Source organism: Streptomyces sp. CB03234 (assembly GCF_001905885.1).
Classification (GTDB): domain Bacteria; phylum Actinomycetota; class Actinomycetes; order Streptomycetales; family Streptomycetaceae; genus Streptomyces.
Map to the genome: position 1 here is coordinate 151,906 of NZ_LIYH01000005.1, position 12,108 is coordinate 164,013.

The 12,108-nt window shown below is 71.2% G+C and carries 8 protein-coding genes; 4 read left to right on the forward strand and 4 right to left on the reverse strand.

The features are described from left to right. Positions 1-84: 84 nt before the first annotated feature. From cydD to AMK26_RS22005, 3 genes are read right to left on the reverse strand one after another with little or no spacing between them, the layout of a single operon-like run. Positions 85-3,621, reverse strand: a complete 3,537-nt coding sequence (gene cydD, locus AMK26_RS21995; RefSeq protein ID WP_073756443.1) for a thiol reductant ABC exporter subunit CydD — start codon at positions 3,619-3,621, stop codon at positions 85-87. Between the two features lie 15 nt (positions 3,622-3,636). Further along, the gene (gene cydB, locus AMK26_RS22000; protein WP_073756444.1) at positions 3,637-4,641 is read right to left on the reverse strand and encodes a cytochrome d ubiquinol oxidase subunit II; all 1,005 of its coding nucleotides are present in this window, start codon (positions 4,639-4,641) and stop codon (positions 3,637-3,639) included. Positions 4,642-4,657: 16 nt separating this feature from the next. Next, positions 4,658-6,184, reverse strand: coding sequence for a cytochrome ubiquinol oxidase subunit I (locus AMK26_RS22005; protein WP_073756445.1), 1,527 nt, complete (start codon positions 6,182-6,184; stop codon positions 4,658-4,660). A 198-nt stretch (positions 6,185-6,382) separates the two neighbouring features. Here AMK26_RS22005 and AMK26_RS22010 point away from each other — a divergent pair, with 198 nt between their 5' ends. Beyond that, complete coding sequence (locus AMK26_RS22010) at positions 6,383-6,751, forward strand: cyclophilin-like fold protein (RefSeq protein ID WP_073756446.1); 369 nt, start codon at positions 6,383-6,385, stop codon at positions 6,749-6,751. A 421-nt stretch (positions 6,752-7,172) separates the two neighbouring features. Here AMK26_RS22010 and hisC read toward each other — a convergent pair whose 3' ends face one another. Continuing rightward, complete coding sequence (hisC, locus tag AMK26_RS22015) at positions 7,173-8,255, reverse strand: histidinol-phosphate transaminase (RefSeq protein WP_073756447.1); 1,083 nt, start codon at positions 8,253-8,255, stop codon at positions 7,173-7,175. A gap of 430 nt (positions 8,256-8,685) precedes the next feature. Between hisC and AMK26_RS22020 the strand changes: the two genes are divergently transcribed. The 3 genes from AMK26_RS22020 (at position 8,686) to AMK26_RS22030 (ending at position 12,082) form a co-directional block, all read left to right on the forward strand. After that, positions 8,686-9,792, forward strand: coding sequence for a LacI family DNA-binding transcriptional regulator (locus AMK26_RS22020; RefSeq protein ID WP_073756448.1), 1,107 nt, complete (start codon positions 8,686-8,688; stop codon positions 9,790-9,792). 229 nt (positions 9,793-10,021) lie between these two features. Beyond that, entirely contained in the window at positions 10,022-11,098 is a 1,077-nt protein-coding gene (locus AMK26_RS22025) for a metallophosphoesterase (protein ID WP_073756449.1), read from the forward strand. A 159-nt stretch (positions 11,099-11,257) separates the two neighbouring features. Then, positions 11,258-12,082 (forward strand): hypothetical protein, encoded by an 825-nt coding sequence (locus tag AMK26_RS22030; RefSeq protein ID WP_073756450.1) that lies wholly within the window; start codon positions 11,258-11,260, stop codon positions 12,080-12,082. Positions 12,083-12,108: the final 26 nt, after the last annotated feature.

A 12,108-nucleotide genomic window follows, 5' to 3' on the forward strand; every position in this document is an offset into this window, starting at 1 on the left:
ACGCCAGGAGCTCGTTGGGGACATCAGGAGCCTGCCGGGGGACGCCAGGAGCCTGCCGGCGCCGCCAGGAACTCGCCGAGGACATCAGGAGCCTGCCGGCGCCGCCGCCAGGAGCAGATCGGCCGCCCGCTCGCGCTCCAGCATGCGGCGCAGCGGTCCGTCGGCGGCCGCCAGTTCGGCGTACGAGCCGCGCTGCACCGTACGCCCGCCGTCCAGGACGACGACGTCGTCGACCGCGTCCAGGCCGTGCAGCCGGTGCGTGATCAGTACGGTCGTGCGGCCCTCGGTGGCCCGCAGCAGGTCGTCGGTGAGCGCGTCCGCCGTGGCGAGGTCCAGGTGCTCGGCGGGCTCGTCGAGCACGAGGACGGGGAAGTCGGCGAGGAGCGCGCGGGCGAGGGCCAGGCGCTGGCGCTGGCCGCCGGAGAGCTGGGCGCCGTGCTCGCCGACGAGCGTGTCGAGGCCGTCGGGCAGGGCGTCCACCCAGTCCAGCAGCCGGGCCCGGTCCAGTGCCGCGCGCAGCTCGTCGTCGCTCGCGCCGGGCCTGGCCAGCCGCAGGTTCTCCCGGATGGAGCTGTCGAAGGTGTGCGCGTCCTGGGCGCACAGCCCGACCAGGCGACGTACGTCGTCGCCGTCGAGCCCGGCCGCGTCCACCCCGCCGATCCGGTACGTGCCGTCATGGGCGTCCAGGAACCGCAGCAGCACCTGCGCGAGGGTCGTCTTGCCGGAGCCCGACGCCCCGACGACGGCGACCCGCCGGCCGGCCTCCAGGCGCAGGTCGAACGCCGCGAGGGCGTCCCGGTCCTGGCCCGCGTACCGGGCGCTGAGGCCGCGCAGCTCCAACGGGAAGGGGCTGTCCGGCGCGGGCCGCGGCTCGCGCGGCTCGTGTACGGGGACGGGGGCGTCGAGCACCTCGTACACCCGCTCCGCGCTCCGCTTGACGCGCTGGCGGTACTGCACGGCCAGGGGGAGGCCGGTGACCGCCTCGAACGCGGCCAGTGGGGTGAGGACGACGACGGCCAGCGTCACGCCGTCGAGCCGCCCGTCGCGTACCGCCTGCACGCCCACCAGCGCGGCCGCCGCCACGGTCAGTCCCGTGACGAGCGCGGCGAGCCCGCCGCCCAGGGCGGTGGCGGTGGCCTGGCGGGTGGCGATCCGGGTGAGCGCGCCGTCCGCCTCGCGGGCCCGGTCGATACGCCGGTCGAGGGCGCCCGCCACCGTCAGCTCGGCGCAGCCGCGCAGCAGGTCGACGGCCCGCATGGCCAGCGCGCCGCGCGCCGGGGCGAGCCGCTGCTCGGCGCGGCGGGCGACGGCGCCGCTGACCAGCGGCACGGCGACGCCCGCGACCAGGAGCCCGGCCGCGAGAACCGCTCCCGCCTCCGGCAGCAGCCACGCGGTGAACCCGACGGCCCCGGCGCCGACCACGGCGGCGGTCCCGGCGGGCAGCAGCCACCGCAGCCAGTAGTCCTGGAGGGCGTCCACGTCGGACACGAGCCGTGACAGCAGGTCGCCGCGGCGCACCGTACGCAGCCCGGCCGGGGCGATCCGCTCCAGCCTGCGGTACACGCCGACCCGTACCTCGGCGAGCATCCGCAGCACGGCGTCGTGCGACACCAGCCGCTCGGCGTAGCGGAACACGGCCCGCCCGATGCCGAACGCCCGGGTCGCGGTCACGGCCACCATCAGATACAGCACGGGCGGCTGCTCGGAGGCCCGCGAGATCAGCCACCCGGACACGGCCATGAGCCCCACGGCCGACCCGAGGGCCAGGCTGCCCAGCAGCAGCGCCAGGGCGAGCCGCCCGCGCAACTCCCCGGCCATGCCCCGCACCCGTGCGAGTACGGCAGTGGCGTCCGCCCCCTCGGCAACGCCCTCCCCCGTCACGGGCGTCTGCGCCCCGCCCCCGCCCACCAGCCCGAACGCCGCGTCGAGCGCGTCCAGACCGCCCGGCGCGCCCGCCTCGACGGTGGCCGTACCGCCGGATGGAGCCTCCCGCAACGTGACCACCCGGTCCGCCACCGCCAGGAGCGCCGGGCGGTGGACGACCAGGAGCACCGTGCGTCCCTCGGCGAGACGACGAACCGCATCCACCACGGCCGCCTCCGTCGCGCCGTCGAGCGCCGCCGTCGGCTCGTCCAGCAGGAGCAGCGGCCGGTCGGCCAGGAACGCCCGGGCCAGGGCCAGCCGTTGGCGCTGCCCCGCCGACAGTCCGGCGCCGTCCTCGCCCAGCACCGTCCCGGCACCCTCCGGCAAGGCGTCCACGAACTCGGCCGCGCCCGCGTCCCGCAGCGCCCGCGCGACCGCCGCGTCGTCCGCGTCCGGCCGGGCGAGGCGTACGTTCTCCGCGATGGTCCCCGCGAACAGGTACGGCCGCTGGGGCACCCACGCGATCCGCTCCCGCCACCGCTCCAGGTCCAGCGCCCCGAGGTCCACACCCCCGACGCGTACCGCACCCCCGTCGCCCGAAGGCTCCGCGAACCCGAGCACCACATCCAGCAGCGTCGACTTGCCGACCCCGCTCGGCCCGACCAGGGCGACCGTCTCGCCCGGCTCCACGACCAGCGACGCGCGGTCCAGCGACGGCTCGGCACGCCCCGCGTGCCGTACGGTCACGTTCTCCAACTCCAGCCGCACATCCGCCGGAACAGCCCTGTCACCGCCCTTGCGGACCGGCGCCTCCAGGACGGCGAAGATCTCCTCCGCGGCCGACAGCCCTTCCGCCGCCGCGTGGTACTGCGTACCGACCTGGCGCAGCGGCAGATACGCCTCGGGCGCCAGGATCAGGATCACCAGGCCCGTGTACAGATCCAGGTCCCCGTGCACCAGCCGCATGCCGACGCCGACCGCGACCAGGGCGACCGACAGGGTGGACAGCAGCTCCAGCGCGAACGACGACAGGAACGCGATCCGCAGCGTCCGCAGCGTCGCCTGCCGGTACTCCGACGTGATCGCACGGATGGACTCCGCCTGTGCCTTGGCCCGGCCGAACACCTTCAGCGTGGGCAGACCCGCCACCACGTCCAGGAAGTGCCCCGACAGCCGGGACAGCAGCTTCCACTGCCGGTCCATCCGGGCCTGCGTGGCCCAGCCGATGAGAACCATGAAGACGGGGATCAGCGGCAGGGTCCCGACGATGATCGCCGCCGACACCCAGTCCTCGGTGACGATCCGTGCCAGCACCGCCACGGGCACCACCACGGCGAGTCCGAGCTGCGGCAGATAGCGCGAGAAGTAGTCGTCGAGCGCGTCCACGCCCCGGGTGGCCAGCGCCACCAGTGAGCCGACCCGCTGCCCGCTCAGCCACCCAGGCCCGAGCGCGGCCGCCCGTTCCAGCAACCGGCCGCGCAGCTCCGACTTGACCGCGGCGCTCGCCCGGTGGGCGGCCAGCTCGGTCAGCCACGACACGACCCCCCGCCCCACCGCGACGACGACGAGCAGCACCAACGGCTCGCGGAGATCGCCGCCGTCCAGCCCCCGCTGGAAGGCGCCCACCACGACCTCGGCGATGAGCATCGCCTGGGCGACGACCAGCGCCGCCCCGACGACGCCCAGTGCCACCACCGCCGCCAGGAACAGACGGGTGGCCCGGGCGTATCGGAGCAGACGCGGGTCGATCGGTTTCACGTGAAACATCCCCTACTAGTGCGCGGCGTCGGCGATGTGCTGCGTACCGATCCGCTTGCGGAACACCCAGTACGTCCAGCCCTGGTACAGCATCACCAGCGGCGCCGCGATGGCCGCACACCACGTCATGATCTTCAGGGTGTACGCGCTGGACGCCGAGTTGGTGACGGTCAGGCTCCACTCCGGGTTCAGCGAGGACGGCATGACGTTCGGGAAGAGCGTCAGGAAAAGCATCGCGACCGCGGCCGCGATCGTGACACCCGACAGCGCGAACGACCACCCCTCGCGCCCCGCCTTGATCGCACCGACCGCCCCGACCAGCGCCACGGCAGCAACGGCCATCGCGACCAGGCTCGTGCCGTCACCCCGCGATACCTGGGTCCACCCCAGGAACCCGACGGACAGCACCATGGTGACCAGCCCCAGCGTCAGCGCCAGCTTCCGCGCCCGTACCCGGATGTCCCCCACCGTCTTCAGCGCGGTGAACACCGTCCCGTGGAAGGTGAACAGCGTCAGCGTCACCAGCCCGCCCAGCAGCGCGAAGGGGTTGAACAGGTCGAACAGCGTGCCCACGTACTCCTTGGTCGCGTCGATCTTCACGCCCCGCACGATGTTCCCGAACGCCACACCCCACAGGAACGCGGGGATCAGCGACGTCCAGAAGATGGCCTGCTCCCAGTTGTGCTGCCACTTCTCCTCCGGGCGCTTGGCCCGGTACTCGAATGCGACACCACGCACGATCAGGCAGACCAGGATGACCAGCAGCGGCAGGTAGAAGCCGGAGAAGAGCGTGGCGTACCAGTCGGGGAAGGCCGCGAACGTGGCGCCGCCGGCCGTGAGCAGCCACACCTCGTTGCCGTCCCAGACGGGCCCGATGGTGTTGATCAGCACCCGCTTCTCGACCCGGTTGCGGGCGAGCAGCTTGGTCAGGACGCCTACGCCGAAGTCGAAGCCCTCCAGGAAGAAGTAGCCGGTCCACAGGACGGCGATGACGACGAACCAGATGTCGTGAAGTTCCATGCCTCAGCTCCAGTCCTCAGTACGAAAAGGCCATCGGCCGGTCGACTTCACGCTTCGGATCCTCCGGATCCCGGTCATGGCCACCGATCTTGGTGGGCGGGTTGAGGTCGGCCTCCGTCAGTTCGGGCGGCCCGGCCTTCACGTACTTCACGAGCAGCTTGACCTCGATCACGGCGAGGACCGCGTAGAGCGCCGTGAAGACGACCATCGAGGTGATCACCTCGGCCGGGGAGACGCCGGGCGAGACCGCGTCACGGGTGCGCAGCACGCCGTACACCACCCAGGGCTGGCGGCCCATCTCGGTGAAGATCCAGCCCCAGGAGTTCGCGATCAGCGGGAAGGCCAGCGTCCACAGCGCGACGAGCCAGTACAGCCTGGTCAGCTTCGGGCTCAGGGCTCCCTTGAACAGGACCAGGTTGGGAACCTCGTCCTCGCCCACCCGCAGCCGCGCGGGAAGCAGGAACCGCTTCCGGGTCAGCCACAGCCCGACCAGCCCGAGCGAGAAGGACGCCATGCCGAAGCCGATCATCCACCGGAATCCCCAGTACGCGACGGGGATGTTGGGCCGGTAGTCACCGGGGCCGTACTTCTCCTGCAGGGCCTTGTTGGTGTCGTTGATGCCAGGGACGTACGACTCGAAGTCACTGTGCGCCAGAAACGACAGCAGCCCAGGAATCTCCACCGCTACCTTGTTGTGCCCCTTGTCCACGTCACCCACGGCGAAGATCGAGAACGGCGCCGGCTTCTCGCCCTCCCACAGCGCCTCGGCCGCGGCCATCTTCATCGGCTGCTGCTCGTACATGACCTTGCCGAGGAAGTCACCGCTGATCGCGGTGAACATCCCGCCGATCACCACGGTGACCAGGCCCAGCCGCAGCGAGGTCTTCATCACCGGGATGTGCTTCCGGCGCGCCAGGTGGAAGGCGGCGATACCGACCATGAACGCGCCACCCGTCAGGAAGGCGGCGGACATGGTGTGGAAGACCTGCGTCAGCGTGGTGTTCTGGGTGAGCACGAGCCAGAAATCGGTGAGCTCGGCGCGGCCCGTCTTCTCATTGATCTTGTATCCGACCGGGTGCTGCATCCAGGAGTTGGCCGCCAGGATGAAGTACGCCGACAGGATCGTGCCGATCGACACCATCCATATGCAGGCCAGGTGGATCTTCTTCGGCAGCTTGTCCCAGCCGAAGATCCACAGGCCGATGAAGGTGGACTCGAAGAAGAACGCGATCAGCGCCTCGAAGGCGAGCGGCGCGCCGAAGACGTCACCGACGAAGCGCGAGTAGTCGGACCAGTTCATGCCGAACTGGAACTCCTGCACGATGCCGGTGACCACACCCATCGCGATGTTGATGAGGAACAGCTTTCCCCAGAACTTTGTCGCCCTGAGGTACTTCTCCTTCTCGGTCCGCACCCATGCCGTCTGGAGACCGGCGGTGAGTGCGGCGAGGGAGATCGTCAGAGGAACGAAGAGGAAGTGGTAGACGGTGGTGATACCGAACTGCCACCTCGCCAGCGTCTCTGGCGCCAGAGCCAGGTCCACGTCAGCTTCTCCTTACGGCCTACGTCCTACGGTCCGGACGTCCTTGCGTCGCCTCGCCGATTCCGGTGGATCTTGGGAGGAACCAGGCGCGCTTGTGAATGCGTTCACAATCACAAGCTATTATGACTCAAACGAAATCCGTAGCCCAGACCGGGGGTCCCCTTTCGCGAAACTTCAACATCTTGTTGAATTTCGCGCATGCAGATACGTATCTCCTGGCCCGCCGGCCACGTGACCGCCACCCTCGACGAAACCCCCACGAGCAAGGCGCTCGTAGGGGCCCTCCCGATCACCTCCACCGCCCACACCTGGGGCGAAGAGGTCTACTTCGACACCCCCGCCTCCCCCGCCCTGGAGCCGAACGCCCAGCAGGTGGTCGAGCCGGGCACGGTCGCCTTCTGGACCGAGGGCGACGCCTTGGCCCTGCCGTACGGACCCACGCCCATCTCGCGCGGCGACGAATGCCGGCTGGCGAGCCCGTGCAACGTCCTCGGCCGCATCGACGGCGACCCCCGCGCCCTCGCCACGGTGCGCTCGGGCGACCCGATCCGCGTCGAACTCGCCTGACCGAACCCCACCCACGGCCCGCAGACGCCAGACGGCCGGGGCGGGGCCGTGCCCACAACCGCCCGGGGGCCGAACCACCCCCACCCAAGGCCCGCAGACGGCAGACGGCCGGGGCGGGGCCGTGCAGGGTCGTCCCCGCAGAGGTTGGCGGCGACCGTTGGGCTCCCATGACCAAGTGACCCAAGGCCGCCGGCCTCGTGGGGGTGCCCCCTCTGGGGGAGAGACGAGCCCGGAGGGGCCACGCCCCCACCCCACCGCCCCGGCCGCACCCCCGGCACCCGCGCCCCGCGCGCAACCCCGCGCCCTTGCTCCCGGCATCACCGTCGGGCGCGGGGCCAGGCGCGGCACCACGCACCCACCCCGCGCCCACCACCGCTCACCGCCCACCGGGCGCCGCGGCCGGCGCCCCAGCGTCAACCCGCTAGTACCGCTCCTTGCGGAACGCCTCGGCCGCCCGCAGGAAGATGTCGTTCGCCTCCGTCTCGCCGATCGTGACCCGCACGCCCTCCCCCGGGAACCCCCGCACGACCACGCCCGCCTGCTCGCACGCCGCCGCGAAGTCCACGGTGAGCTCCCCCAGCCGAAGCCAGACGAAGTTGGCCTGCGTCTCCGGCACCGTCCACCCCTGACCGACGAGCCCCTCGTACACCCGCTGCCGCTCGCACACCAGAGACCCCACCCGCCCCAGCAGCTCGTCCTCGGCACGCAGCGAGGCCACCGCCGCGTCCTGCGCGAGCTGGCTGACACCGAACGGCACCGCGGTCTTGCGCAGGGCCGCGGCCACCGGTTCATGGGCGACCGCGAAGCCGACCCGCAGCCCGGCCAGTCCGTACGCCTTGGAGAACGTGCGCAGCACGGCCACATTGGGGCGTTCGCGGTAGATCTTCACGCCGTCCGGTACCTCGACGTCCCGGATGAACTCCCGGTACGCCTCGTCGAGCACGACCAGCACATCGGACGGCACCCGGTCCAGGAACCGCTCCAGTTCCGCCCGGCGCACCACCGTGCCGGTCGGGTTGTTGGGGTTGCAGACGAAGATGAGCCGCGTCCGGTCGGTGATCGCGTCGGCCATCGCGTCCAGGTCGTGGACGTCACCGGGGGTGAGCGGCACCTGCACCGGCGTCGCACCGCTGACCTGCGTGATGATCGGGTACGCCTCGAAGGACCGCCACGCGTAGATGACCTCGTCGCCGGGGCCGGCGGTGGACTGGACCAGCTGCTGGGCCACGCCCACCGAGCCCGTACCGGTGGCCAGGTGCGTCACGGGCACGCCGAAGCGCTCGGCGAGCTCGTTCATCAGGCCGGTGCAGGCCATGTCCGGGTAGCGGTTGAACGCGGCCGCCGCGGCCAGCGCGCTCTCCATGACGCCGGGCAGCGGCGGGTACGGGTTCTCGTTGGAGGACAGCTTGTACGCGACCGGCCCCTCGGCCGCGGCGGGCTTGCCCGGCTTGTAGGTGGGGATGCCGTCCAGCACGGCGCGCAGCTTCGGGCTCGTCTCGCTCACTCTGGTCCTCCTCGACCGTACGTACCACCAATACTGCTCACCATATGAGGATTCCGCCGCGCTGCGAATGGCCAATTTCCATCGCGGAACCCACCCCACGCCCCGCGGCACCCACCACGCCACCGCGGCGCCCCGCCACGCCCGACCACGCCACCGGCGTGATCACAGGGGGGAGCGCTCCCTCCTGCACCGCGCGCCGGTGGCTCGCGCCGTGGCGCGCATCCCCCGTAGAGGTGAGTTGAGACCTCATCGAAACATCGTCCATTTGGCAGGCTCATGTGCGCCGACAACTCGCGGCGCCAACCAAAACCCTCCAACTGCCTTGAATTACAAGGCCATTAGGGGGTGGCGACCGTGCAGAAACGTGCCTGTCAACAAGTGAATATGCGAACGGCCCAACCGCCCGACCTCGCCCTACTATCGGCTCGCCATGACAGCAGCAGGGAAGCACCAGGTGAGCCGGGCACAGACCCGGGGAAGCCGGCAAGGGCGAGCGGGCATCCGGGACGTGGCCGCCGCAGCCGGGGTCTCCATCACGACTGTCTCCGACGCGCTCAACGGCAAGGGCCGGCTCCCGGACGCCACCCGCCGCCACGTCCGCGAGGTCGCCGACCGGCTGGGCTATCGCCCGTCCGCCGCGGCCCGCACGCTCCGTACCGGCAAGTCCGGCCTCATCGGCCTGACCGTGACGACCTACGGGGATGAACCTTTCACCTTCACCGAATTCGCCTACTTCGCCGAGATGGCCAGGGCCGCCACCTCCGCCGCGCTCGCCCGCGGCTACGCCCTGGTCATTCTGCCCGCCACCTCACGCCATGACGTCTGGTCGAACGTCGCCCTCGACGGCACCGTCGTCATCGACCCCTCCGACCACGACCCGGTCGTCACCGAGCTCGTCCGCCAGGGCCTGCCGGTCGTCTCCGACGGCCGCCCGGCCGGCACCCTCCCGGTCACCGCCTGGGTCGACAACGACCACGAAGCCGCCGTCCTCGATCTGCTCGACCATCTCGCCGCCGCCGGCGCCCGCCGGATCGGCCTGCTCACCGGCACCACCACCGACACGTACACCCGTCTGTCCACCACCGCGTACCTCAATTGGTGCGAACGCGTCGGGCAGGACCCGGTCTACGAGGCCTACCCGGCCCACGACCCCTGCGCCGGCGCCGTCGCCGCCGACCGGCTGCTGGCCCGGCCCGACCGGCCCGACGCCGTGTACGGGCTGTTCGACCCCAACGGCACGGACCTGCTGGCAGCGGCGCGCCGCTACGGGCTGCGCGTACCGGACGATCTGCTGCTGGTCTGCTGCAGTGAGTCCACCGTCTACGCCGCCACCGAACCGCCCATCACCACGCTCTCGCTCAAGCCCCGCCGGATCGGCACCGCGGTCGTCCATCTGCTCATCGACGCCATCGAGGGCATCGAAACCGACCGTCCCGTCGAGCAGGTGATACCGACCGAGCTGATCGTCCGGACGTCGTCCCAGCGACGCTCGCCGCGGACGACCGTCAGCCCTCCCCGGTCCCCCTCGCAGGAATGACCGGCGGATGCTCCCGGGGTGACCCGGCTCGCCCATCGGTCCGGACCGCGTCCAGACCTCCTCAATTGGTGCGAATCGGCCGGTGAACCCGGGGTGCACCCGGATTCACCACCCCTGGTGCGTCACAGAGCACAAGGCTCATTCCTATGATGGGCGGACGACACCGCGGACCGCCCCGACCAGGCCGGTCCGCCAGGTGTAGGGCGTCGCGACGGTGGTGGAGGGGTCGATGACTCAGGGGGCCGGTCAGGGACCCGTGGTGCGGACGGCGACGTTGCGCGACTTCCGCGTACCGCCGTACGCCCAGGTGCCCGTGCAGGGTCATGCCGCTCACCCGGGCAACGCGTTCCCCGAGGGTGAGCTACCGGAGGGGTACACGCCGACCGAGCGCGACCTCCCGGTGATCAACCGTGGCGACACCGTCCAGGTGACCGTCGCCCCCGAAACGGCCCCGGCCACGGTGCCGGCGCCCGCCGCCGAGAACGGCCCCGGTCCGCTGTACGTGGTGGGCGACGTCCACGGCTACCTCGACGAGCTCCTCGCCGCCCTGCGCCACCAGGGCCTCATCGACGCCGAGGGACACTGGGCGGCGGGCAACGCCCGGCTGTGGTTCCTCGGCGACTTCACCGACCGCGGTCCCGACGGCATCGGCGTCATCGACCTCGTCATGCGGCTCTCCGCCGAGGCCGCCGCCGCCGGCGGCTACTGCAAGGCCCTGATGGGCAATCATGAGCTGTTGCTGATCGGCGCCAAGCGCTTCGCGGACACGCCCGTCAACTCCGGTGCGGGCACCGCCACCTTCCAGGCGGCCTGGCTGCTCAACGGCGGCCAGAAGAGCGACATGGACCGCCTCCAGGACGTCCACCTCCAGTGGATGTCCCGGCTCGACGCCGTGGTGGAGGAGGACGGGCACCTGCTGGTGCACTCCGACACCACCGCCTACCTGGAGTACGGCTCCACGATCGAGGACGTCAACGACACCGTCCACGAGATCCTGACCCGCAGCGACGCCGACGAGTGCTGGGACCTGTTCCGCAAGCTCACCAAGCGCTTCGCGTTCCGGGACGAGGGCGGCGCCACCGCCGTACAGGAACTGCTGGCGGCCTACGGCGGCCGGCGCATCGTCCACGGCCACAGCCCCATTCCGTATCTCCTGGGCGAAGTGGGCTCGGAGGACGGCGAGGACGGTACGGGCCCGGTGGTGGAAGGACCGCATGTGTACGCGGACGGGCTCGCGATCGCCATGGACGGCGGGGTGACCATGGCCGGAAAACTGCTGGTCGTCCAGCTCCCCCTGCCCAACTGAGCCATGACGCAGCGCAGTCGGGCCAGGCGATTTCCGGAAATCCTCTGTCACCCCTTGCCGTAACCGCTCTACCATCGGTATTTCCGTAGCAGGCTCTCCTCCGTTTCTGCCCGACTGCCCGTTCTACGCGGGCAAACAGGCCCTACGGAGCATCGGGGGATGCACATGACCAGCGCTCCGCACCTGCTGACCGAGGACCGCGCCGAGTACGAGCGCATCCTCGACGACGCGCTGCGCACCGCGCACGACCGTCCGGATCTCGCCGGGATCGGGCAGCGGCTCAACACCGAGCAGCTGCGCACCATGGCCCTGAACGCCACGGCGCTGATCTCCGCGGCCGCCGCCGCGGAGTACGACCACTTCGTCAAGGTGCGTGAGGAGTCGCGCACCCCCAAAGGAGTGTCCGCCATCCAGTCCGTCCTGGCCCCGGCCGGTGACGAGACCGACGCGGGCCCCGGCGCCGGGGTCGGCGTCATCGTCACCGTGCTGGCACCGGTGCTGGCCGGCACAGCGGCGGTCATCTTCCTGCTGGTGGGCTATGTCCTGAAGGCGCTCGACCCGGCTCCCGCCTTCGCCGATTCCCTGCTCGCGGCAGGCTGGTTCTTCGGGGCCGCGACGGCGGCCGGCCTCCTGGCCGCCGCGATCGGTCTGCTGATCACGGCACTGCGCAACAGCTCCACGCAGGTGTCGGCCCAGGAACCGGGAGGCGACCTGCCCGAGGAGGTCGCCCGCGCCAGGGAGGCATGGCGCCACGCCCTGCTGGAGCGGGGGATCCTGCCGTTCCTGCGGGATGCCCTGGCCGACCCCAGCGCGGACCCCCTCTCGGGGGTGCCTCCGCGCCATGTCGGCCGGATCCCTAAGGTGGGCTACAGCGGGCCGGACTTCTCCAGCCCAAGCGATGGCGGTGCGGGCTCCCGCCCGACGTTCACCAGCCCGGACTTCACCAGTCCCGACTTCGGCGGGCCGGAGCACCAACCGGACTGACCGACCGCCCGGGTGCCCTGTTTCAC